Genomic DNA, 25,261 nt, shown 5'->3' on the forward strand with positions numbered 1-25,261 from the left:
GAAAGTGGAAACTCTCACCCGGCACCTGATTCAGCGTACACCTCAGGTACCGGGTTTAAAAAGCAGGGCGACAAATATCTACTGAGCCAGCGGCAGATGAATCGCCGTCAGCAGCTCACTGGGTGCCGTCTCTCTGGGGTCGTTCAGATACACCTCAAAGGGTGGCCTGTCTGCAAGCTCATAGTTACTGTTAGGCAACCAGCTGCCGTAATACCATTGATAGGCTCTTTCCAGCTCAGCGTAGGGCCCTTTGAACGTCAAAACCGCGTGAGGGCCGCCAGTGATGGTGAGCGCTTCCAGTGGCTCGGGTATGTCTGCGGCACCCTCGGTACTGATGCAGGCGTGAGAGCGCAAACTTTCGACATCCTCGCTCATGGGATCATCATAGTAAATGCCGACTGATTTGGCTTGTGGCGAGAACAGGCCCGTGGCCATCGCGGTTGCCATCAGTTTTTCAAAGGCCTGGCCAATATTTAGATAATCACCTTGGTGCGCCACGCCGACGAGTTGCATTGGCTCTACTTCTTGAATTTCTACCTTGTACATTGCGGAATACTCCTTGAGTTCGGGAATCACGTTCCCGCTGTTGTTCCAATGTCGTTGATTGAGTTGGTGAGCATTCTGCCTGTTGCTACGGTAGGCCGCCGGCGTCACCGCGTAGCTTTTTACAAAAGCCCGAATAAACGCCGCTGCGCTACCGTAGTTAATCGTTCGGGCAATGTCTTCGATCGACTTGTCCGACTGCAGAAGCTCGTAGGTGGCGTAGTGCAAACGAAGACGCCGCACCGTCTTCGCGACCGTTTCATGCATCAGCTCACGATAGATGCGATGAAAGTGGTAGGGTGAAAAGTGAGCAACCTCGGCGAGGGTATTCACATCAATATCCTCGCCGATATGCTGCCATATGTAATCAACCACCTTCATGATGCGATGATGATACTGTTCCAGTGTTGTCGTCTTCATTTGCCGTACCTCCTGGTGAGTATCATAGGGCAGGGGTGATTGATAATATTTGCTAAGAATTGGCGGTTAAGGATATTACATTATCGTAAATCTGCCTGAACGGGTAAAGAAATCACTCCTTCGACCCCCCTCATCGTTTTTTCACCAAAGGACAAGAATATGAAAAAAGCAGTATCACAGGAATTCAATGCAAATTCATGGCCCTCATCAATGAGGTCATTGGTTTATGATTATTCCCGGATTATGCCTATTATGAAATCACAACGGATGGATCAAGAACCAATCAATCCAACGTTGTGAATCGGACTCCTGGAAACTTCACCGTAGAACGTGGTTCTCTGACGCGGCTGGCGCTTGGAGCACTGTTTTCTTAAGCGGCACAAATTCCCTCTACAGATCCATTTCAGGTACATCCCCTGCTACCACCACTTCCCCTGCAGTTTTCTCTAAGATCTCCTCCACCGATACTCCAGGAGCTCGCTCACGCAAATAAAATCGACCATCTGCGATTTCCAGATAAGCCAGGTCTGTGACCACCTTTTTAACGCATCCGACTCCTGTCAGAGGCAGAGAACAGCTCTGCAATAATTTGGAATTTCCGTGCTTATCGGCGTGGGTCAGGGTCACAATAATATTACGAGCGCCGGCTACCAGATCCATAGCCCCGCCCATGCCCTTGATCAGCTTGCCGGGGATCATCCACGAAGCAATGTTACCCATCACATCCACTTCAAAAGCTCCCAGAACGGTCAGATCGATATGACCGCCGCGAATCATGGCAAAACTCTCCGCCGAGGAAAATATGGATGCGCCGGTGACACAGGTAACCGTCTGCTTGCCGGCATTAATCAGATCCGGGTCGAGCTCTGCCTCTGTTGGAAAGGGCCCCATACCCATCAATCCATTTTCCGACTGGAACATCACCGCCATATCGTCGGGTACGTAATCGACTACCAGTGTCGGAATGCCAATTCCCAGATTAACGTAGTAGCCGTCTTTGAGCTCCTGAGAAACACGTTTCGCAATCTGCTGCCTTGTTAGTGCCATGTTGATACTCCAGAAATGGTTGTATTTATTGCTTACGCCTGGCTCTCGCGAACAGTTCGGAACTCAATGCGCTTTTCATGGGTTGTTTGAATTACCCTGTCCACATAGACCCCCGGTGTGTGAATTTCGTCAGGGTCCAAATCGCCAGGTGCAACAATTTCGTCCACTTCTACGACAGTGATTTTACCTGCAGTTGCCGCCATGGGATTGAAGTTTCTCTGGGTACGGTGATACATCAAATTACCAAATGTGTCGGCCTTCCAGGCTCTGACCAACGCGAAGTCCCCTTGGAGGGCTTCTTCCAGTACGTAGTGTCGACCGTCGAATTCCCGGGTTTCCTTACCCTCAGCAATCACGGTGCCGTAACCGGTAGCGGTGTAGAACGCCGGAATACCAGCGCCACCTGCACGCATTTTTTCCGCCAGAGTGCCTTGCGGCGTCAGCTCTACTTCTAACACACCATCCATAAGTTGTTTTTCAAATAGGGCATTCTCACCCACATAGGAGGAGATCATTTTTTTGATTTGTTGATTCTCCAGAAGAATGCCAAGCCCGTAGCCTTCCAGACCACAGTTGTTGGAAGCGATAGTCAGCCCCTTTACTCCGGATTTTTTGATTTGCTCGATCAACCCTTGTTGCACACCGCAGATACCAAAACCACCGGCAATGATTGTCATGTCGTCCTGCAACCCGGCCATTGCCTGCTCGTACGTTGAGACCACTTTGTTAAAGCCCGACATTGGAATGCCTCTTTAAAACTGTTGAAAAAGAGCGTCACCCGGAGGTGACGCCAATCAGAGAGAGAACGCAAGTATTGCGAGAGGAGAAAAGCTTAGATGGCCGACTTCAGAAGCTGTAGCCGATGTCGAGCGTTACGGTACGGGGATCACCGTAAAAGCCGAGAATCTCGTCGTCGCCGAGAAACGCCGGGAAGTTATAACCCGCTACGCGGTACTGCTCATCGGTGATGTTCTTCGCGTGCAGTGCTACCTTCCAGTGCTCATCGGCAGAGTACCAGGTCGCATCAAGATTCAGCAGCGTGTAGGCATCCTCATCAATGGGCTGCTCACCCAGGGCGACTTCCATGGCGATTTCGTCGGTATAAGAGACGTTGGCGCCGATGACCAAGGTACCGTTTTCACCCAAATCTTTTTCGTAGTTGAATCCGACAAAGCTGGACAACTTGGGCTGATTGGAAACCGTCATATCGCTACCCACGTCCTCGCCGACGCCGTTGGTGAACTTGTCCCACTCGGTGTCCAGGTAGCCCAGATTAAAATTGGCCGTCAGCGACTCGGTCAGCTGAGCGACCATTTCAAACTCAAGCCCATCAATAACTTGTTCATTATTGGTCGCCACTGAAGGTACAAAGTCGGTTCCAATAAGTACTGTCTGGGTGATCTGCACACTGTCGTAATTAGTGTGGAATACCGCAGCGTTGATTCTCACCCGGTTGTCGAACAACTCTGTCTTAATGCCCAGCTCATAACTCTTGGCGGTTTCCGGATCAAATACGTGGGAGAATCCCTCTGGGGATGCGGTTACGTCAGCCCGCATATTGACTCCACCGGACTTGAAACCCTCGGCGTAGCTGGTGTAGATCATGGTGTCGTCACCGATGCGGTAGTCGAAACCCACTTTCGGGCTAAACTGACTCCACTCGTCGCCCTCGGTAAAGTCGGACTGCACCACGAGGCTGTTTACATTGACACCACCGAATTCCGCGGAGGCGCCACCGGCAGTGCCATCCGTGAACAGTTTTTCCTTGTAGACCGAGGCTTCCTTTTCATCCTTGGTATAACGACCGCCCACAGTCATTGTGAGTTGCTCGGTAAGTTCGTAGCTGGCGTGCAGGTACACAGCCTTGCTGGTGGTTTCCGCCGTACCTTGGGTCGCCGCTACAAACGTTGGGTAGGAAGCATCCTGAGGCAGTACCGCAGGAGCTCCCAGGGCGGCGCCGGCAATGACGTCGAAAGCACCCGAGGCGTAACCGTCCAGGTAATAAAGACCGCCCACCAACGCCAGACGCTCGCTGTTATAGTTGAACTGAATTTCCTGAGTGAATTGATGATCGGCGTATTTTACCGGAGCATCAAAGGTGTTGACTGGAGTGGCATCAAAGTCGATAAAGCCTTCGGTACTGCCCTCACGATAGGCGGTCACGGACTTCAGGGTGACTGAATCGCTCAGGTCCCATTCAATGGTCAGATTGCCACCGGAGTTCTCAACCACTTGATCATCACCCGCGCCGGCGTTGCTGTCATAGGGATCGTGAGGTGCCTCGCCAGTCTGCAAGCTCTCGGTCAAACGAGAGCCATGACGGTTGTTACTCTCATCACGGGTAACATCTCCCGCCAGACGCACAAACAGATTGTCGCTGGGTGAGAATTCCATACTCAGGCGGGCGGCGCTGATGTCTTTGTCGTAGTTGTCGGCACCGGTAAATTTGTTTTTGCCAAATCCATCTCGCTGGAATGAGGCAACCGTGGCACCAACGTACAACTTGTCTTCGATCAGGGGCAGTTGGCCGGCTACGGAAATGTCATTCTGGTTGTAGCTGCCAACCGCCAGCCCCAGATCCAGTTCGGCCTCACCGGTCATGCGTTTGGTAACGTACTTGATGGCACCGCCGATGGTATTTTTGCCGTAGAGGCTGCCTTGGGGGCCACGCAGGACCTCAATGCGCTCAATGTCATACACATCCAGCATGGCACCCTGGGGGCGGGCGAAATAGATATCATCGATGTAGAGTCCCACGCCCGGCTCAAAGCCCCATAGGGGGTCGTTCTGGCCAATGCCACGAACATAGGCAGTAAGGGTGGTATTGGTGGCACGGCTGGGGCGCAGGGTGGTGTTGGGGGTAACGCGTTCCAGATCCGCAATGGTCTGAATACCCGCCTCCTCCAGCTGCAGGCCACTGAACGCTGTGACGGCTACAGGGACGTCTTGCAGGCTTTCTTCACGCTTTTGGGCGGTTACCACCACCTCTTCCAGCGCGAATGAAATTTCATCGCTGTTGTCATTAGCCGAGGCGGACAGCGCTCCACTCATGCTCATTACTGCCAGTGCTACTACCGATGCGACCTTATTCTTATGGAACATATTGATCTCTCCTCTACGGGATCGTTTTAGTATTCATCAACCGATGAAATTCATACTAAACAATTCCCGCCCGCCTTGCCGCCACCCGTTAGTATGATGCCCAGGGGTGGTCAGCTCACTCAGGACTTGGAAACCTCTACATCCACATCGTCATCAGCGTCAATACTCAGTAAATTACCCAGTACAATCAGGTTTGTACGCTTTCTCACGTTGAATTTTCGGAAAATATTGGCCAGGTGTGACTTGACCGTGTTTTCGGAAATATCCAACTCATAGGCAATTTGCTTATTGAGCAGCCCCTCACAGACCAGGGTAAAGACGCGAAACTGGTGAGGCGTCAGCTCCGCCACTTTTTCTGCGACCTCGCCCACTTCACGGTCAATTACATCGCGAGGAGCCAGATCCATTTCGGGAAAACACTGCTCCCCTTCAAGCAGTGACCGAACTGCACTGGCAATGTTGTCCGGGTGTTCGCTCTTGGAAAGAAAGCCACTGGCACCCAGGTCTTTAGCCAGTAACACTGTGTTGGATGAGAAGCTACCGCTGATCATAGCGATAGGTACCAGTGGGAAGCAGCCGCGGAGATTGGCCAACCCTGATAATCCATTAGCGCCGGGGAAGTGGACATCGAGCAACACCAGATCGCAATCATCGTCGTTCTCCAGGAGGTTGTATACCTGGTCCACACTTTCGGCTTCTTCCACGGTCACGGTTCGCGATGGGGTTGAGACCATATCCATGATGGTCCGGGTTAACGCGTGGCGAAACAGCGGATGATCATCCGCCACAATGATTCTCATGGCTTTACTCTTAATCTTATTGTGATCAATGGGTTACCAACCTTTATACCTTAGCCAAAGCCCATTGAACATGCCATTTCTGATTTACCGTGCCAACGCCCACCATACCTTGAGATGATGGCAGCGCCCTCACGCAGCTGATATACCTTGCTTCCTCACATTTTTTTGACGAGCCAGGACCTTCTGCCATGATAACCACCAGTAAAACCCTCACCCTCGATCAGCCCTTTGTTACCCAGGCCGGCGAAAGCCTGACCCATGCCGTCGTTGCCTATGAAGAATATGGTATTGAGCAAGGTCCGGTTATCTTTGTTACCCATGGTGGCCTTTCCAGCCATCATGCGGCCGGCAAGTATAGCGAAGATGACCCACTGCCCGGGTGGTGGGACGGTCTGATAGGGCCCGACAAGGTATTTGACACGAATCGTTTTCGCATTATCTGTAGCAACTCGTTGGGGAGTATGTACGGCTCCACCGGTCCCACCAGCATTGATCCCCTGACCGGTTGCCGCTACGGCCCTCGCTTTCCTGACATCACCCTGACTGATATGGTGCACTTTCAGAAACAGTTCCTGCAACAGCTGGGCATCACGAAGTTGACTCTGATGGCGGGCCCATCCATGGGTTCCTTGCAGACCTTACAGATGGCTGCGCTGTATCCGGACTTCGTTGGGGCCGCAGTCGCAGTGGCGACCTCAGGGCGCATGACACCGGACGGCATGACCATGCATCACCTGATGCGCAATCTTATCCTGATGGACCCGGAGTTTCAGGCGGGTTGGTACCACAGCGACAAACCCCTGGCGGCCATGCGCTCTATTGCACAGCTGGCCAAGCTCTACTACATGCACGAGAACATCTTCAAAAAGACCTGCTGGGACACCATCGATGACGGCCCTTCTTCGCAGAGCGAACGTAGCGATGCCATTAACCGCTTTCTGTTGGCAACCACCGATACCGAAATTGTCGGCCGGGATCCCAACAGTTATCTAACCATTCTGAATGCTGTTAACTCTCACGATCTTGGTGTCGGACAACCTGACTTTGCCAGTGGGGTGCAGCGCATTCAATGTCCGGTGTTGGTGATGAATATCGATACCGACCGCGAGTTCAGTGTGTTTTGGGGCCAGGAGTTGACCGACACACTCAACCAGGCGAAGTCCGGTCAGGCAAAGCTGGAAGTGTTGAAATCCGATTGGGGGCATATGGGATGTCTTAAGGAATGTGAGCAGATGGCGACTCACATTGGGGCGTTTATGCGCGAGACGGGTATTGACGCATAGCGTTCGCTGTTTTTTAGATAAAAAGGAATGCCCTGCAACATAAGTTGCAGGGCATTTTTAGGGTTTGTTGATTTAAGATTTTGCCGTCAAACTCATTTCAGTTGCACTGCTGTCGTTACTGGGGAGAGCAGTTTCCGGCAGAAAGAAGCTGCCGAGAAAAGAGCTGGCACTGAACACAGTGATCATCATGAAAGCCGGCTGATAACTGCCGTAAAAGTCCACCAGCCAGCCGAACAGCCACAGAATTACCGTCGAAATCAGGTAGCTGATGGAGTAAAACAGACTGAACACCGTAGTGATTCTGGCAGCATTCATATTGGGCAGCTCATGTGGCAGCGTCAGCAAAGCCGTCACCGGGAAGAAAATAACAAACCCCAACACCAATGCGCACAGATCACGAACCAGCTCCACACTGGAAAACGAAAGCCCGGCCACTGTCGCTACCATAACCAGGCCACTCCACCGAATCACCGGAACACGCTGGGGAACCTTCTTGCTGTAGATCATGCCTGCCAGGGTGCCGGCAATACCGGCCCACATGACCAGAGAACCCTGATTGATGCCGGCTTGGTGGTAGAACGTAAAGAGGCAGATGTAGAAAGACAAGACACCCGAATAGGTCAGTGCGTAACGCCAATTGAACCCATCTTTGAGACCCGCAAGGTAGCCGTAGTGGCCATGGGATTGAGCCCCACCCTGGGCGCTGGATTCCGCCGGGTAGTCCACCAGTGCCCAAAGCAACGTCAGCAATAGACTCAGCAGGGACAGGGTCAACAGAGTTTTCTGCCAGCCGCCCAGTAATTCGTTAAGATCCGCGGATAACCATAACACCAGCGCGGTCCCAAGGTTAAAGGCCACTGCGTTGAGCCCGTTGATCAGAGGGCGTTGTTGGGGTTCGAACCAGCGCAACACAATCGGATTAAAGTAGACAATCATCAGCGCTCCACCCAGACCCACAACAAATCGGCTGACCAACAGCAGGTCATAGTCAGGCGCAAAAGGACTCAAGGCACCCACCGCCACCATGGCGCCGGAGACCAGAAACGCGCGCTTGACACCGAGTTTTATCGCTACTGCCGCCGCGATAAAAGTACCCAGAATCTTGGCCAGGGTTACCGCACCACTAAGAAGACTGGCCGCCGCCAGCGTAGTGACCTGCATCGCCTCCATGATGGCGTTCATATTGGCAGTTGCCCCCACCCAGGCCATGGCGAAAAGCACATAACTGGAAAAGACGATGGCTTCAACGGCGTATTTGTTTTTAATCGGCATATTGATATCTCACCAAGAGCGCTATAAAGCGCTGATCATTTGTTCGAAACTGGCCATAATCTGTTTGGCATCGGGAAGGTCTTTGTGCACGGTCACATGCACATTAAAGTGGTCGAGTACCCGGCTGTTCAGCGCGACGTGAGACATCCGTTGCATTGCCGCGGCCATTGGCAGCGAATAGCTGAGTAGATAATCCATCTTGCGTCCGACCAGTACTCTGACCGCCTGGTGCGGATCACGGACTTCCAGCGCCTCCACACGATTTTGAGCAGTGTTGATGTAGTCGATAAGACCGCCATAGGTGTATCCACGGAGGATGACGACTTTTTTCCCGCTTAGCTGCCGGAAGTTATCGAAATGCTCAAGACAATCGCGGGAGTATACTCGCAGTTCCAACTGGTCTACCGGTTTGCTGGAAATCAACACATTATCGTTATAAAGGCTGATTGTGGATAAACCAAACCACAGGTCCACCTCGCCAGAGGCTACCATTTTCACGGCCCGCTTGGCGGGCAGAGAAACCGGCCGCAATTGGTAACCGGTTTCCAGGGCCAGCTTTCGTGCCAGATCAATCAGTGGCCCTCTCGGCGCGCCCTGGTGGTCGGTATAGTAATAGGGAGCAAACTCGATATATCCGAAGGTCAGGACCTTCGCGTCGCTTACGCCCGGTCGTTCTCCCGCCATCAGGCATGTGGATAACAGCATGCAACCCAGGCTGGCGAGAATAGCCCTGACACCCCTATCAATTGGTTTTGCTGTCAACATAAGCCGACTCACCCGGCAGGGAGTTACTGCGCAGTCCAAGCGCCATCAATGGGTAGTGCGGCGCCACTGATGGTCTTCGCAGCATCACTGCACAAAAACACGATGAAGTCTCCGATCTGGGAGGGGGCCATCATTTCAGGTACGGGCTGCTTGGTGGTAACAATCTTGCGCTTGGCCTCTTCCAGACTCAGTTGATTCGCCTGAGCAAACTGTTCAATCTGAGCGGCCAGTATCGGCGTATCGACCCACCCCGGGCAAATACAGTTGGCGCTGATACCAAACTCCGCGTTTTCCAGAGCAATGACCTTAGTCAGCCCCACCAGCCCGTGTTTGCTGGCACAATAGGCAGACTTGTTTACAGAACCCACCAGCCCGTGCACCGAGGCGATGTTTATAATTCGCCCCCACTGGCGTTCACGCATGCCGGGCAGACATTTCTGCATACACAGGAACGCCGCACTGAGGTTAATGGCAAGGATATCGTTCCACTTTTGCAGGGGAAAGGTTTCGGCACCTTCGGTATGCTGGATACCGGCGTTGTTAACCAGGATATCGATACTTCCGAGCCCCTCTAGCGCCTGGTCTATAAGCCCTGCTATGGCTTCGGGATCTCGCAGGTCCGCATTACTGAACATGCAACGAATGTTGTATTCGTTTTCCAGATGACTAACCAGGTCCATGCCTTCTTTTTGCGACATAAGTCCATGCAAAACAATATCGGCGCCCGCCTCGGCCAACCGCTCTGCAGTTGCCAAACCAATCCCGCTGCTGGACCCGGTAACCAGTGCCACTTTATTTTCGATCATGTTTTACCCTTCTTTCTATTACATATTCAGATTTAAACAATACGTTCCAGTACACTGGCGTAGTTGGCCACGCCAGTGCCGCCCATATTGAATACTCCGGCCAGGTTGGCGTTGCCAAGCTGTGCTTCGCCCGCTTCACCCGCGAGCTGTTTGGCGGCCATAACATGCATGGATACACCGGTCGCGCCAATGGGATGCCCCTTCGACTTCAATCCGCCGGATACATTGACCGGCAACAGCCCATCACGCTGCGTCCAACCTTCGGCCAGTGCTTTTTTCCCGTGCCCCGGTGGCACCAGGCCCATAGCTTCGTACTGCATCAATTCAGCAATGGTGAAGCAGTCATGACTTTCAACCAGATGCAGATCACGCAGAGTCAGACGGGCTTGCTCCAAGGCGTTGTTCCAGGCTCGCTCGCATCCCTGCAGCCGCCACATGTCACGGCGGCTCATGGGCAAATAATCGTTGACCTGGGAGCGGGCACGCACGCAGATTGCACGGGCGACCCCACCGAGATCATCGCCCGCACGCAATACAATGGCTGCGGCACCATCTGATATAGGAGAGCAATCGCTGCGTTTTAGCGGGCCGGCAACCGTCGGATTGCTTTCTGACACCTGCAGACACTCTTCCAACGTCAGCTTTCGGTGCAGGTGGGCCAGTGGATTGAGAAGACCATTGCGATGATTTTTCTCGGCAATCTGTGCCAGGGCTTCACTGACATCCCCAAACTTGCGCACATAGCTGTTAGCGATCTCGGCAAAGACATGCGCGAAACTGGGTATCGAGCCCTCTTGCGCCACATAGCTCGCCCGCCCCAGAATAGCGCCTGCCTCTGCCCCCGACACATCGGACATTTTCTCCACACCCACCACTAACACTGTGCGGGAGCGGCCGGAGTCCACTGCATCCAGCCCGGCGTACAACGCCGCCGACCCCGTGGCGCAGGCATTTTCCACTCGTGTGACCGGTATAAACCGCATATCGTCTGATGCCTGTAACACCAAGGACGCGGTAAAGTCTTGAGCCGAAAAACCGGCGTTGAAATGCCCCACAAACGCCTGATCCACCTCCCTGGGCTCAACCCCGGCATGGGTCAGCGCCTCGTCAATAGCCTCGACCATCAGTGACTCAACGGTAGCATCTGCGTGTTTGGTAAATCGGGTGTGTCCCCAACCGATGATGGCGGCGGCCTTCTTGTTCATAAGCGATATTTCCTACCCTGGCGGCGAATGTGGAGCAATGTATGGGTAAAATGTATCACTTCAATACGGTCTTGGATTTGGTCCTTTGGTATGGTGCCCCAGGGGATACGGCTTCCATTTATTGACGTAATCGGAAGTTATATACACACTTTAACAACCAGTCTTTTGGATCCCGCTCTTTTTGGTTACATGTTCAGTCGCCTAGAACTCACCGTCATTTCAATTGCCTATCTCCTGGTTCTGTTCGGGATCGCCTATTACGGCGATCGCTTTATGGGCGCCTACTCCCGACGATCCAAACCGGTAATTGTGGGACTCTGCCTCGCCACCAGCTTTACCGCCTGGACCTTTTACGGCGCCTCGGCGCAAGCCCTGGAGCAGGGCTGGTATATCCCGCCCACGATTGTCGGCACCGTCGGCATGATCGCCTTTGGTGTGCCACTGCTAAAACGTCTGATCCGGCTGGGCAAACAACAACGAAGCACCTCCATTGCCGGCTTTCTCTCCTCCCAATACGGCAATTCACGAGTGGTGGCGCTGCTGATCACCGCCGTTACCCTGCTCGGCCTGATGCCTTATCTGGCCATTCAGCTTAAGGCCATCGCGATGAGCTTTGACGTGTTGTCCGGGGGAGTGGGGAGCGCCGCCGTCAGCCAGGACAACACTTCAATTTGGGCGGATACACCTTTGGCCGTGGCTTTGCTAATGGCGGCCTTTAGCATTATTTTTGGCACCCGGCATGTTGATCTGACCGAACATCACAATGGCCTGATGCTCGCCGTCGCCTTCGAATGTCTGGTAAAACTGATATCTCTTTGCGCGGTGGGTTATTTTGTTGGGTATCAACTGTTCGGCGGTTCCATAGACCTGTTCCAGAGTGCATTGGCCGACCCCAAAATCCAGCAGATTCTGACTGCGCAAAAGGTTGAGGGCTATGGCGCCGGTGTAGTACTCGGCATGGTGGTCTTTCTCAGTTTGCCGCGCTTTTTCCATATATTGGTGGTGGAGAGTAACAGCCCGGAGGATGCCAATACCGCACAGTGGGTGTTCCCGCTCTACGCCACCATACTCGCTTTTTTTCTGCTGCTGATCATTATTGCCGGCGTTGTCCTCTTGCAGGGACCAGCAAACGACTCGGAGATGTACTTCCTGAGTATTCCCATGGCAGAAGGTCGCGCCGGACTGTCACTGCTGGCGTTTATTGGAGGGTTATCCGCCGCCACCAGCATGATCATTGTCTCCACCATTACCCTGTCGACCATGATTTGCAATGATATGGTCGTACCACTGCTGCTGCGCCAAAAATCGTTTTACCTGCAGACCAGTGGAGTGGGCAGCACCTTGCTGAATATTCGCCGGGTGGTAATTGTCATTATTCTTCTTCTGGCCTACGCCTTTTACCGATTGATTGGCGCCTACACCAATCTCGGAGTGATGGGGTTGCTGTCTCTGTCGCTGATGGCTCAGTTTTCCCCGACACTGCTCAGCGCTCTCTACTGGCCGGGACGGCACCCCAAAGGTGCTATTGCGGGCATCGCCACTGGCTCGGTGGTGTGGGGCTATACCCTATTGCTTCCCGCCATCGTTCAAGCCGGTTGGCTCTCCTCCGACATCCTCAATCACGGGCCGCTGGGTATCCAATGGCTGCGGCCGGAGACCCTGTTTGGCTTTGACCAGCTGGACCCGCTCACGAACGCGGTGTTATGGAGTCTTGGGTTGAATACGGCCGTGTTTGTACTGGTGTCGGTTTGCTGCAGTAAACGGGACCCGGCCCTGGAAGACAGCGGAAACCACAGACTAACCAACGCCTCACTGCTCGATCTGGCCACCCGGTTTCTGGGCGAAAACCAAGCCAAGTTGGCTTTGCAGCGGCACTACAATCGCCGGGACACGGGCTATGCACCATTAGATCTGGCCGACTCGGAGACGGTGGCATTTACCGAATCGCTGTTGGCCGGCATCATCGGCCCTTCGTCGGCCAAACAGATCGTTCAACTCACCCAATCCCAGCAGACGGATGCCCCTGCAGCCACGGAAACGCTGCTTGAGGAAGCCTCTCAGGTGTTAAAGTTCAGCCGCGAACTGCTGCAGGCCAGTATTGACAATATGAACCAGGGCATCGCGGTCATCGACACAAACCAGCAACTGGTGGTCTGGAATCAACAATTTGTGCAAATGTTCGATCTGCCGGAAACATTGTTCTATGTCGGCAGCCCGATGGAAGATCTGGTCAGACAGAGTACCCGCCGCGAGACCGCTGACGAAGGTGCGGTGGAGCGCAACATTAAGGACCAGTTAACGCGATTCTCACTCGCCAAAGCCTTTGTCCACCACCGGGAACTCTCCAATGGACGCCATATTGAAGTTCGGGGTGAACCCATTCCCGATAAAGGCTACGTGATTACCTATACAGATATCACCGATTATCAACGCATGGTCGACGCACTGAAAGAGTCCAACGAAACCTTGGAACAGCGGGTCGAACAACGCACAGAGCAGCTCACCCAGAGCAATCAACAACTGGCCCAGGCCAAGACCCAGGCAGAGGCGGCAAACCAGAGCAAGACTCGTTTTCTGGCAGCTGCCAGCCATGATCTGGCGCAACCCCTGAACGCGGCCAAACTGTTTGTCACCGCGTTGCAACAACAAAACTTGCCCGATGACCCCAAGGATCTGGTGGAGCATCTGGCCGATTCTCTGCACAATGCCGAGAGCCTGATCAGGGACTTATTTGATATTGCCAAGATTGACGCCGGCATTGTCAAAAAGTACACATCCAACTTTCCCTTGGACCAGGTACTGGATTCGCTGAGTAAAGATTTCGCCGTTCTGGCTCACGAACGAGAGATTGGATTTCGCAGCCATAGTTGTGGCCTGACGGTTCACACGGATAGAAAACTGCTGCGACGCATCCTCCAAAACCTGTTATCCAATGCCCTTCGCTACACCCCGAGCGGACGCGTGGTGATCGGCTGTCGCCGACTCAAGGACGCTGTCAGAATTGAAGTCTGGGATACCGGTGTCGGTATTCCTAAAGACGACATCAAGGATATTTTCACCGAGTTCAAACGTTTTAGCCGGCCCGGGCAGGATGAGGGAATGGGCCTGGGCTTGGCGACAGTACACCGTTTGTGTCTGCTGCTGGAACTGCCCATCGAGGTTGAATCCAAACCGGGGTCCGGTTCCGTCTTCAGGGTCACGGTACCGCGAGCTTCGACGTTGTGCGTGCAGTCAGCCGCCACGCCGCAAATATCCCAACCGCAAGAATCGGCGCAGACAGAAACGCTTTCGGTGTTGTGTATCGACAACGACAGGGCGATTCTAAAGGGCATGGAAGCCATGGTATCGAACTGGGGTTACCAGGTCATTTGTTGTACCGGTTTGGCCCAGGCCCGCCAGCAACTTACGCAGTGCCCCGATGCCATACTGGCGGACTACCACCTGGATGATCAACAGAATGGCATCGACGCGGTTCAGCAACTGCGCGCAGACTGGCAGCGGGATGTGCCTTGCGTGATCATATCAGCGGACCAGACAGACACCGTCAAAGCCCGCAGCAAGGAACGTGGTTTTCTGTTTCAACAGAAGCCGATAAAGCCCCATGCGCTGCGGGCGGCGCTGTCGCGCTTTGCGGCGCAGGGGCGGCATCATTAGGGACAATTCCCCAGGCGCCAAACACTGCCAGCATCAGTACTGTGCAGTGTGTTAGTGCCATAGGTTGATCCGGCCATGGGTTCATTGCTGCCTTTGGCAAAATAATCGGGAGCAATCAGGCTACCGCTGCTATAAGCGCGATTGAGCAATTTATGCGTATAGTTGGTGCTGCTGTGCTCTACGCAATCTTCGCCATCGTCACCTCCGCCATCGCCGCTGCAGGCTTGCAATGGCCCGGCACAATTTGCGTGCACTTCGTCCACCCACTGGCACTGGCTAGCCGATGATTGCTCCACCATGGTAAATTCTGTGGATGCCCCATACTGTGAATAGCACCAGGAGTAGCCCTCACCATAGGTAATATGGCCCTGGTCGAGATGGAAGCCGATATTGCCGGTGCTCCCCGGCTCCTCGGTGATAAAGGCCACCGCCTCTGCCGCACCGTTAAGCTCTCCGTCCCCAGCACTTACCACCACGCTGTGTTCACCCGCTGCCAGTTCGCAGTTTTCAACCGTAAAACTCATATTGCTACTGGTTACGGGGATGTTCTGTACCAGAGCACCATCATCGTAGTTGGCGCTGGCACTGTTCAGATTGCCATCCGCATCCTGGATATCCCCAGTGACCGTCACACAGGCGCCGGACGCTGTAGCGGTGACGTTGCTCACCACAGGCGCGCGATTAGGGGGAATCGGGCCCACCCACACGCTGTCGGACAGTGATCCCTGCGCCCCTTGATTATCCAGGGCGGTTGCCGTAACCGTGTAGTTGTCGTCGGCCAAAGTCGCGCTGGTGCCGGTAAAGTATCCACCGCCATCAACCCCCAGGCTAAAGCTGTCTTCGACGGTGCCGGAGGAGGTTCTGGCCACAGTGATAGTAACCGTGTCCACTGTACCATCGGTGTCTGTTGCCGTACCGCTGACGACGATGGCCCCGGCATTTTCCGAGAGCATTAACTCGCTCACCTCTGGATTGGCGTTGGTAATAACCCGGCGATTGTTATCAAACAGAAACGACGTGATATATTCTGGATAATTGACATGGGTGTGATCGATATAGTTACCCCCGCCGGAGCTGCCGGGGCCCGCCGGCCAGGCATGTCCCATGCCGTTAACGATGATTTTGGAAACCCTCGCGCCCTCGCTGTCGCACCAGGTAGTCACAGTTCCGTCCCCGGCGATACTGGTGGGATGGTCGCCACCACTACAGTCGTTAATGGAAGTGTCTTCCTGATAGGTGGCCACCATTATGTCGGCCAGACGATCACACCAGGCGGGGCTCACCATGGAATCGTTTGAACCGCAGACCGAGTTGTGCACCTGAGTGTATAAATTGGCCTGTTGGTTGGCACCGTCTTTGTTAGAGAGCGTTTTGCAGTTGGCCACGCCCGCAGTGACGGATATATCCGGATTGGAATTGCCCATAGAGTCACCATCAGACCCTGGGCCAGGGCCCGCGTTGACACCCACGCCCGCAAACACCTCGGGAGCGAGACAACCTATGCTGGCGGCCATACCACCCCCCGACGATAAACCGGTGATATAGACCTGATTGGGATCAATATTGAGACTGGTATCGGCAACCAGCGCATTGACCATATCCAGTAAGTATTTGGCGTCGCTACTGGTGCGCGACATGTTCATGCCGACATGGAAGTTCCAGCAGCCCAGTCCGCCGTATGTCCCTTCACCGGAAGCCTGTGGCAGCGCAATTACCATGCCTTTTGCCTCCGCCTGCGCAGGCCAATTGGCACCTTGCTGGAACTCGTCATTGGTCTGGCCGCAACCATGCATACTGACCATCAACGCCCGTTTGCCCGCTAGCGCCGGCGCCGAATCGGGCACATAGAGAATGGTATTGAGTTTGCCACCGACAATGCGCTCGGTCTGCCAACCTGCGTGCCCCATCATCGGGGCACTTAGTGTAGACATCAATAACAGAGTGGTTGTGGCTGTTCTTGTTTTGTTTGGAAACATCGTGTTTCTCCGTGTTTTTATTATTAAGTGCGAACAACGGAGAGGGTCATCTGACATCAGGCTCTCATCGCGCGATGACTATGACAGCCGTCAGTGACCTGCACCACCATACCTTAGGACTAGGGTGTTGTTGTATTGGTGTAGATCGGGTTTCTTAATCTCAACACTGGGTGGAATATCTTCGGTATTTGGGTCCCCACTATCTTAATACCCGAATTGTATCGATGAACGGGATTACATTGGATTGACGTTTTTGTTTATTGACTGGCAGGGAACTGCCCTTTTCCGACCTCTATTCATCGGAAAACTACATCCCGCATTCAGAAAATGACCCACCGTTTTATACCGCAGAGCCGTCGTTCACAGCGAAGCCAGGAGCAGTAGTGTGTAGGGTGGATTAGCGAAGCGTAATCCACCAATCACTCTCCGGCTGCTCCGATGTCCATCTCTACATCTCCACCCCAATCAATTGGCAAGACGCCTTCCTCTACGTACCGATGAAATGTTGAATAAGGCCAATCCTTTACCCGAGAAACCAATCCATGCTTTACAGGATTGATATGCACATAATCAATGTGGGCATTGAAGTCTGATTGATCCCGAATCCCGTGCTCCCAAAAACGCCGCTGCCAGATACCTGCTTCTTTGCGACCATTACGAATAAAGGAGCTTGACCGGGTTTTAGGTACAGTCTTTGAGAACGCTGTTTTTAGCAAGCGCAATCTCAAGGAAAAATCAGAATCACCTTCAGGAAGCGTCCAAACACAATGGAAGTGATCCGGCAAGATAACGCATGCGTCAATTTTGAAGGGGTAACGGGTGCGAATTTCTCTTACGGCCTCTCTCAGGACATCAATATTTTCTACCAACAGATTTTTATTTCTGTTCTTTAGGTTAACCGTGAAGAAATAGCTTCCACCAGAGACACGGAATCTCTTGTAGTTTGGCATATAACAATTCCTTTTGTCGCTGCTATAGAGTTTTTTGGTGGATTACGCTTCGCTAATCCACCCTACGCGATTTCAGAACGTTTGCTGTTCAGACAGCTAAGTATACCTCAGCTGCCATTCTCCAAACTAAGGCAAAAGCATGAATTTTATGTCGGCTCATGGCTGAAAGCGTTGGTTCCCGCGAACGTCAGAACTTCTCAAGTTTCGAAAATCAACTGGCTAAAAGATGTTTCTGAATGGCCGCTCTTGTTACGGTATATCAGATATTAAATCTATAGGTGGCTGACTCTTAACGATTGCTCGGGATTGGAATCTCAATATTGATTGATGTGCTCAGCATCATCCTCTGCTCCCAAAAGGTGCGCCTCGCAATACTTTATCAGACCCGATGGACACCTGCTGTTCCTGTCGTATGCTCTATCGCCGATGGTACATCTTAAGACTGCCGTCTTTGATGTCATTTAGTGAACTCATCAAGGAGCCGCAATGAACAACATAGCCCCCCGAATCTGTCTATATGCTATTGTGGTATTACTCATCAGCTCATGTTCCTCCTTATTTGGACCCGAGGGGCGCAGAGGTGTGTCCAGCAGCTTGGTTGATTACCTTTACCCCAATGGCGAAATCCCGCCCGATCACCAGAATATTACGCCGCATCTTCACTTGCCTCTAACGGTAGGTCTTGCCTTTGTGCCCTCGCACAAGAGTAGATATAGCGTATTACCGGAAGCACAAAAAATACGTTTATTGGAGTCGGTAAAACAAGAGTTTGTTGACCTTGACTATGTAAAAGAGATAAAGATTGTTCCAGAAACCTACATGCGCTCATCCAAAGGTTTTGAAGGTGTTGGCCAGATTGCCCGACTCTATAGCCTGGATGTTGTGGCGTTGGTGTCCTACGATCAAGTGGCAACCAGTTCAGAAAAGAAGAGTGCTCTATTGTATTGGACCATCGCCGGTGCTTACCTAATCAAAGGAAATCAGAATCGAGCCACGACTTTCGTTGACACCGCCGTATTCGACGTCAATTCCAAGAAAATGCTGTTCCGCGCGCCCGGCGTTAGCGAGACCTCTCAATCCTCCACCCTGATTGAGGCCAGAGAAGTCAATCGTGCCACGAGAGAAAAAGGCTTTGAACTGGCAATGGCAGACATGTCCGACAATCTGAAGGCGGAACTCATCCGATTCAAGGACAGCGTCAAGAACGACGACAGTGTAAGGGTCACCCGCAGAACCGGCTACGGCGGTGGAGGTGGAGTGGGTTGGCCATCGATCCTGCTGTTATTGGGGCTGGTCTTAGCGAGACTGACGAGATCGCGCTGATATGGCGACCACTTCACGCACAAAATTAGTACCGATCATTGTCGTTGCTGTCGGAATGATCGTCGTACAGTCGTATCAGCCGCTACTGGAGTTCGATCGCCAACTGATACTGTCTGGAGAATTATGGAGACTGTTGACCTGTCACTTCGTGCACACCAATAATGCGCATATGTGGCTTAATCTATTGGCGGCGCTGGTGCTGTATATCTGCCTCTCTCCGATTGGCACTACGAGTGAATTTTATCGGGCAACAACGGCCCTGGCGTTCAGTCTCGGATTACTGTTACTGCTGTACCCGATTCTCGATTGGTACAACGGTCTTTCCGGCTTACTGCACGCATTGGTCGCATACTATGGAGTTCGCTTCTGGCGTGAAAAAAACCGTCTGTTTAGATTCGCCCTGGTGGCGGTTTGGGCGAAGGTGACCATAGAGACGCTTAGCGTTTACCTGGGTGATCAATACATGGTAGGGAATATGCGGGTTGTGACTGAATCTCACTTTTTGGGCGTGTTGGCGGGGACACTGGCGGGATGCGGCTTTGTGAACCACCAACAAAGCCGAAAAACACCAAAATAGGCGTGAAATACCAGCTCAAGTTTCACTATCTAAAATCCTTTGGGAATATCGTCACTCAGCATACACCAAGCAATTCCCTGCAGAGACGCCGGCACATCGCTGGCATTTTTGCAGGGAATGTAACGACAGAATTAGAAGCGTTTGTTCAGAGTCAAACCATAGGTCCGTGGTTCACCGGCGGCGGTCAAGAGCTTACCATTTTGCTCAGGAGCATTAAAGGTACTGCCTCTGTACTCCTCATCCAGCACGTTGCGCCCCCACAGAGTTACGGTCAAACCACTTTCAACAAAATCAATCCCAGTACGCAGGTTCACGGTACCGTAGTCCTTTTCTGCCTTCAGTGGGTCATTGTCGTTACCCAGAATTATACCCGAGATAAAAGTGTACTCACCGTAAACGTAAGCTTCGACACCATCAGACAAACCGAAATTCTTTTTAATACCCAGATTGGCGGCATGCTCGGGCGTCAATGATATTTGATCTCCGGAACGGTCACACGACTTACCATCAGGATTGACGCTGGGATCTGGTTGACCCGTAAAGACTGGCGTCGCCGACCAGCAGCCCCCCTCTTTCAGCTCAGCATACTCTGCATGGGTATACGCATAGCCCAGGCTGACCTCGGTATTATGTGCAGGCACCCAGAAAAATTCCAGTTCACCACCATAGCTTTCCAGTTCTCCGGCATTTTGCAGTAAGAACCCTGTCCCTACAAACGTATTGGTTTGAAAATCCTCAATAGTGGTGTAGTGTAATGCTGCATTAATACGCAGTGCCTGCTCGGTGAATTCACTCTTTATTCCTACCTCAAAGGCCTCTGCCGTCTCGGCCTCAAATACGGGATTGAAACCCTGAGCAATTCGGTCAGTATTTGTGCCACCTGACTTATATCCAGTTCCATAGGAGACATAAATCATTGTGTCTTCATCGACCAACCAGCTCAACTTAATTGAGCCGGTAACCTGCTCGTCGGACAACTTCGCATTAATGTCACTACGTGGAGTAAAGGTGGCCGCCAAATACTGTCCCCAACCGGGGTGAGAGAAAGCGGTGAACGCGGATGGACTAGCAGTAATCGCAGCATCAAGATAGCCAATAGCAGTAGCGAGATCTACGTTAGAATTAAGAAAACCTGCCGTTCCGACAGCGGTAGCCACAGTAACGAATTCATCCATACTATACACCGGAGTGGGCGCATAGGACTCGGAAAATACCGTGTTCATCCTTTTGTCTTCGTTGGTATAACGAATACCTGCGGTTATGGTCAAATCATCAGTCAGCCTGTAGTCGAACTGACCAAAGATAGCCCAGCTTTCGTGCTCCTGTTTCGCACTATGCGACGCTGTCATGCGACCATTGTAGGCATCCATTAAGGGAGACGCGCCCTCCAAAGTGCCGTTTCCCAGTCTGAGCGCCTGTTCCGCCCCCAAAAAAGTATTAAAACCCGGTATGACCTCGTTGATACCTTCACGGGTCAACAAAAAGTCATTGAAGTTTTGACCTGCTGAGGTAGCACTATCAAGATCCAAATTTTGCTGAAAATAGTAGGCTCCCACCACAGCATTCATGTTATCGCTAACATAATCGATGCGAAGCTCTTGCGAAAAAGTTGTCGACTCCGCGTCTTCAACCTTGGTAAACAAATCAAGGTCAGTAAAATCCACATCGCCATTAGTGAAGGAATTAAACTTTCGGTAAGACGTTAAGGACGTCAGTGTGTACCCGTCAACTGGATCCCATTCAACTTCTGCAGATACACCACGATCACGAGATTTAGACACAGGTACAAAATTCAAAGCGGTTTCAAATGAACCGGTGTTATCGCCAGTGAAGACCGTCCCTCCTAAATCTTGAATGATAGTATCAGTACTGACCTGACCGGGGGCAACAGCCAGGGTATCATTTGAAGAGGCTACACCGCAGCACTTCTCATCAATAACGGAGTAGTCTGCAATTACGCGTACGCTCAGCGCATCATTTGGCGTAAACAGCGCTTGTAAACGTGTACCTTCTCGAGCACGATCATTCAATACTTCGCTGCCGAAACCCTTAACATCAAACAGGCCTTCACGATCACTGCTAAATACGGTACCGCGTACGGCTAATACATCCTCCAAAAGGGACAAGTTAACGGCCGCAGATGCGTTTAACTGACCGTAATTACCTGCTGTTACTGACACGAACCCATCAGTCTCGTGGCCGGCTTCGCGAGTACGGAAGTGAATGGCACCGGCCGATGTGTTTTTGCCAAATAGCGTACCTTGTGGGCCACGCAGAACTTCCACTGCTTCAATGTCGATCATTTCGCCAATCATTGCACTTTGGCGTGCACGGTATACGCCGTCGACGTACATACCAACAGCCGATTCGAGGCCAAAGTTCTGGCCCGATGTGCCAATACCACGAATTCGGAAGCTAGAGGATGTTGCATTTTGCTCCTGTATAGACTCCAAACCGGGAACACCGTTTTTCAAATCAAAGAGATCTTTGATCACTGCCTCTTCCAGCTGCTCGCCACTAAAGGCTGATACTGCGATGGGAACATCCTGCAAACTCTGCTCCCGCTTCTGTGCGGTAACTACTATTTCCTCTAATGGAAAGATATCGACATCCTGTGCACTTGTTCCGACGCTGGCGATACAAACTGCAACGGTCATTAGTGAAAGGGATGTTTTTAACCCGCGAAAAGGCATTGTTTTATACCGAGCGCTAGAACCGTATTTTGTTGAATTCATCTCTCTTCTCCAGATAGTCATTGTTAATATTCAGCGACTTTGATTTTCTCAGGGCTACGCCGGAAATGAAGAACACATCGGCTCAGGTATCGCTTTCTGTGCCCTATCTGCGCGTCTCTATGTTAACGTGTTGCGGTCTGCCAATCTTGGCAAGCAGGGCCAATTAAAAGACATTTTGTGCCAAGACAAGTCATATGACAGATTCCCACCTTTTAATCCTGAGCGATGGCTGGAAGTTGCTAATTGCTCTGTTTTCTGAGGGCAGATACAGCAGGCTTTCGTAATGGAATTAAAACAAGACCCAGCAATAACTGAATAGCACCGTATAGTAATAAAGAAAACAGCACCATATCCCCCAGTGTATTGTCCTGACCGGATTCCACCGGGAACAATGACACCTTCAGCATAATACCCAGGTTGACACTGCGTATGATTACTTCCATTTCAATGGCAGTTGAGTCAGGACGCGACAGGCCGAGAACCCGGGGCACTGAGCAGCCGAGTAGTACAATAGCGGCAATGAATAAGGACACTATGGCGATGTTACCCAAACCAAACTGGTCGATATCAAGACGACCAGCCAATGATGATCCTATAAAAATCAATATCAGACCGAGAACTGACCCACGAATGCACCAAGTAGATAGGTATCGAGCATAAAGAGGCGATACGCGCAGGACGACCATCCCAATAGTCAGCGGCAACAAAAGGTTAAAAGCAATCTCCTTCATTATCTTTGCCGTGGGCATAACAAAATCGGGTGGCATGTAGGACGCTATCAATAAACCCAGAATAAGCGGTGTAGACATAAGGCAGGCTAAGGTCGTTATCGCGGTAATGCTGATAGAAAGTGCTACATTGCCCTGCGCGTAATGGGTAAAAATATTGGAGCTTGTGCCGCCAGGTATGGCCGCAATAATTGCGATGCCTACCGCCACACCCGCAGCCGGGTCGATTAAGGCGATAAAGCAAAATGCCAATACAGGCATCAGAACCAGTTGAATCACGGTACCCACTGACACCGAAAAAGGTTCAAACACCACCTCCTTAAAGTCGCTCGGTTTTAAAGTGGCGCCCATCCCCAACATTGCAGATACCAGCTGAAACACGGCAAACCAATATTCATGATTTATATAGAACTCAGCCATTCGTGTTATTCCCTAGCCTCGACCAAAACCCTATTCACTGCTTCTTTTCCTACACCCCAACTCACACAGGAGTCATAAGACTCATAAAGGGTTTCAACATCAGGCTGCGGTAGAAATCTCCAGGAAAGGGCATAAGCCCTTTGTCACCGGTGAGATATCGAAGGTCCTGATCGGCGTGACCGACAATATTACAAGCGGTGAGATAGCCATTATTGTGGCCTGGCATGATTCCCAATCCATTGTAAGCCACACTCACATGGATATTTCCATCGCCAATGGGACCGGCAATAGGCTGCAATAATGGTGTGTGCCCAGTTACACCGTGCCAACCATGGACCAGACCTATATCCGCAATGTCCGGGTAGCGTTGCTCGAAGAGGCGCATGGCAAGACGCTTTGCGCCCTCTACATCCTGCCAATCACACGAATTATGGCTGGCGTAGCCGAGTACCATACGAACGAAGAAATGACCGGTTGGCATTAACCGAAAAGTTACGGGCAACATGACGTCCTCAAAGCGAATATCCCAACGGTCTAACCCAAGTTTCTGAACTTCAGTCGCGCGCAGTTTACGAGTAGCAAAGGTATATTGATGCAGCGGAAACATTTTGTAATTAAGGAACCCGAGGCGAGGCGTATATGCATTCGTTGCAATACACACATTTTTTGCCACCATCTCCCCTCCCGGGGTAGAGAGTAGAGCTGGCTTTGCACTTTTTATATCGAGTACCGGTGAATCTTCATAAAGTTCCACCCCCATTCGTAATGCGGCTTTAATGTGCCCCTCAACGAGTTTTGCTGGATGAACTTTATAGTTCTTTGCATCCTCTACAGCTCCGCCAGCATAATAGGAAGTTCCGGCTCTATCTCGAAGTTCTTCCGGTGCAATCCAGCTCTCACCAGGCAAAAGTGACACGCGAGCTTGGTCACCTTCACTCTTTGTAGGCAACACACGGAGGTTAGTAGCCGGTAAGAACTCACAGTCCACCTGCTCGGTTTCGATGAAACTTTGGAGTCTTTTCAGCCCTCGATGGGGCATATCGGGATCATCTATCCCTACATAACGCGGTGCAACCGCCCCGGAGTTTCGAGAACTCGCGCCCGATCCAAGCTTGTGGGAATCCAATACCACCACTGACCAATCAGGACGTAAACGCTTCGCATAGTAAGCGCAAGCCAACCCGGTGAATCCACCACCGACTACGGCAAGGTCAACACTGCGATTTCCCTGATATTGGGGCTGTGAAGGCAACGCAGTAATCTCGGAAGACCATAGGCTCGGTTCTCGCTGACTTCCGAACTCGACCATATCCCTGCCACGTGCCATACCAGCAATTCCTGGGGCTACCAGCGCTGCTGTACCGGTACCGATCAAAAAGTTTCGACGTGATATAGTCATAGGCATCTCCCTCAATCGTTGATAGCTTTTGTCGACGCCCATCTCACCGTTGGTTAAGTACCTCCAGTGTTTACGCGCTTGGAGCTCGGTGCCAGCCCAAAAAGCCTTGCCGTGTATTGAACTTAAGAGGAAATACTATCGCAGATGGATAATGACTAATTTGTAGATTGAGCCTGATAATTGGCATTTTGTGTCAATCTGGCTGCGCAAGCATCTATCCCGAGTAGATTCGAGCCGGCATTAATGAAAATACAGA

18 protein-coding genes are annotated in these 25,261 nt (G+C 52.0%); 4 read left to right on the top strand and 14 right to left on the bottom strand.

The features are described 5' to 3' along the window. Positions 1-78: 78 nt before the first annotated feature. From HBA55_RS03215 to HBA55_RS03235, 5 genes are all read right to left on the bottom strand, one after another. Complete coding sequence (locus HBA55_RS03215) at positions 79-963, bottom strand: AraC family transcriptional regulator (protein WP_166986950.1); 885 nt, start codon at positions 961-963, stop codon at positions 79-81. 390 nt (positions 964-1,353) lie between these two features. Further along, positions 1,354-2,010 carry a CoA transferase subunit B gene (locus tag HBA55_RS03220; protein WP_166986952.1) on the bottom strand — a complete coding sequence of 219 codons (657 nt, stop codon included), beginning with the start codon at positions 2,008-2,010 and terminating at the stop codon, positions 1,354-1,356. 32 nt (positions 2,011-2,042) lie between these two features. Then, entirely contained in the window at positions 2,043-2,750 is a 708-nt protein-coding gene (locus tag HBA55_RS03225) for a CoA transferase subunit A (RefSeq protein WP_166986955.1), read from the bottom strand. A 106-nt stretch (positions 2,751-2,856) separates the two neighbouring features. Next, positions 2,857-5,112 (bottom strand): TonB-dependent receptor, encoded by a 2,256-nt coding sequence (locus HBA55_RS03230; RefSeq protein ID WP_166986958.1) that lies wholly within the window; start codon positions 5,110-5,112, stop codon positions 2,857-2,859. 119 nt (positions 5,113-5,231) lie between these two features. After that, on the bottom strand, positions 5,232-5,912 hold the full coding sequence (locus HBA55_RS03235) for a response regulator transcription factor (protein WP_166986961.1): 681 nt from the start codon (positions 5,910-5,912) through the stop codon (positions 5,232-5,234). Between the two features lie 188 nt (positions 5,913-6,100). On the opposite strand from HBA55_RS03235, the gene HBA55_RS03240 reads away from it, so the two are divergent. After that, on the top strand, positions 6,101-7,195 hold the full coding sequence (locus tag HBA55_RS03240) for a homoserine O-acetyltransferase family protein (protein ID WP_166986963.1): 1,095 nt from the start codon (positions 6,101-6,103) through the stop codon (positions 7,193-7,195). Positions 7,196-7,267: 72 nt separating this feature from the next. Here HBA55_RS03240 and HBA55_RS03245 read toward each other — a convergent pair whose 3' ends face one another. Genes HBA55_RS03245 through HBA55_RS03260 form a run of 4 tightly spaced genes read right to left on the bottom strand, consistent with a single transcriptional unit; the run spans position 7,268 to position 11,243 of the window. After that, on the bottom strand, positions 7,268-8,467 hold the full coding sequence (locus HBA55_RS03245; protein WP_166986966.1) for an MFS transporter: 1,200 nt from the start codon (positions 8,465-8,467) through the stop codon (positions 7,268-7,270). 21 nt (positions 8,468-8,488) lie between these two features. Then, positions 8,489-9,232: a substrate-binding periplasmic protein gene (locus tag HBA55_RS03250; RefSeq protein ID WP_166986969.1), complete on the bottom strand. Its 744-nt coding sequence runs from the start codon at positions 9,230-9,232 to the stop codon at positions 8,489-8,491. 23 nt (positions 9,233-9,255) lie between these two features. Next, positions 9,256-10,038 (bottom strand): 3-hydroxybutyrate dehydrogenase, encoded by a 783-nt coding sequence (locus HBA55_RS03255; protein ID WP_166986972.1) that lies wholly within the window; start codon positions 10,036-10,038, stop codon positions 9,256-9,258. Between the two features lie 32 nt (positions 10,039-10,070). Further along, positions 10,071-11,243, bottom strand: coding sequence for an acetyl-CoA acetyltransferase (locus tag HBA55_RS03260; protein ID WP_166986975.1), 1,173 nt, complete (start codon positions 11,241-11,243; stop codon positions 10,071-10,073). Positions 11,244-11,432: 189 nt separating this feature from the next. On the opposite strand from HBA55_RS03260, the gene HBA55_RS03265 reads away from it, so the two are divergent. After that, the gene (locus tag HBA55_RS03265) at positions 11,433-14,897 is read left to right on the top strand and encodes a PAS domain-containing hybrid sensor histidine kinase/response regulator (protein WP_166986978.1); all 3,465 of its coding nucleotides are present in this window, start codon (positions 11,433-11,435) and stop codon (positions 14,895-14,897) included. On the opposite strand, the gene HBA55_RS03270 is transcribed toward HBA55_RS03265, so the two are convergent. Both HBA55_RS03270 and HBA55_RS03275 read right to left on the bottom strand, forming a co-directional pair. Next, positions 14,894-16,873 (bottom strand): extracellular catalytic domain type 1 short-chain-length polyhydroxyalkanoate depolymerase, encoded by a 1,980-nt coding sequence (locus HBA55_RS03270; protein ID WP_166986981.1) that lies wholly within the window; start codon positions 16,871-16,873, stop codon positions 14,894-14,896. The genes HBA55_RS03265 and HBA55_RS03270 overlap by 4 nt on opposite strands. A 419-nt stretch (positions 16,874-17,292) precedes the next feature. Then, positions 17,293-17,823 carry an REP-associated tyrosine transposase gene (locus HBA55_RS03275; protein ID WP_166986983.1) on the bottom strand — a complete coding sequence of 177 codons (531 nt, stop codon included), beginning with the start codon at positions 17,821-17,823 and terminating at the stop codon, positions 17,293-17,295. A gap of 486 nt (positions 17,824-18,309) precedes the next feature. Between HBA55_RS03275 and rhlP the strand changes: the two genes are divergently transcribed. Both rhlP and rrtA read left to right on the top strand, forming a co-directional pair. Continuing rightward, positions 18,310-19,146, top strand: coding sequence for a rhombotarget lipoprotein (gene rhlP, locus HBA55_RS03280; RefSeq protein ID WP_166986986.1), 837 nt, complete (start codon positions 18,310-18,312; stop codon positions 19,144-19,146). Position 19,147: 1 nt separating this feature from the next. Continuing rightward, a complete protein-coding gene (gene rrtA / locus HBA55_RS03285; protein ID WP_166986989.1) occupies positions 19,148-19,723 on the top strand; it encodes a rhombosortase in 576 nt (191 codons plus the stop codon). A gap of 131 nt (positions 19,724-19,854) precedes the next feature. Here rrtA and HBA55_RS03290 read toward each other — a convergent pair whose 3' ends face one another. The 3 genes from HBA55_RS03290 to HBA55_RS03300 form a co-directional block, all read right to left on the bottom strand. Further along, on the bottom strand, positions 19,855-22,458 hold the full coding sequence (locus HBA55_RS03290; protein WP_206019496.1) for a TonB-dependent receptor: 2,604 nt from the start codon (positions 22,456-22,458) through the stop codon (positions 19,855-19,857). Positions 22,459-22,697: 239 nt separating this feature from the next. Further along, entirely contained in the window at positions 22,698-23,606 is a 909-nt protein-coding gene (locus tag HBA55_RS03295; protein ID WP_166986992.1) for a bile acid:sodium symporter family protein, read from the bottom strand. Positions 23,607-23,667: 61 nt separating this feature from the next. Continuing rightward, positions 23,668-25,005: an NAD(P)/FAD-dependent oxidoreductase gene (locus tag HBA55_RS03300; protein ID WP_166986995.1), complete on the bottom strand. Its 1,338-nt coding sequence runs from the start codon at positions 25,003-25,005 to the stop codon at positions 23,668-23,670. Positions 25,006-25,261: the final 256 nt, after the last annotated feature.

Origin of the sequence: Pseudomaricurvus alkylphenolicus (assembly GCF_011683955.1) — a bacterium.
Taxonomy (GTDB): Bacteria; Pseudomonadota; Gammaproteobacteria; order Pseudomonadales; family Cellvibrionaceae; genus Pseudomaricurvus; species Pseudomaricurvus alkylphenolicus.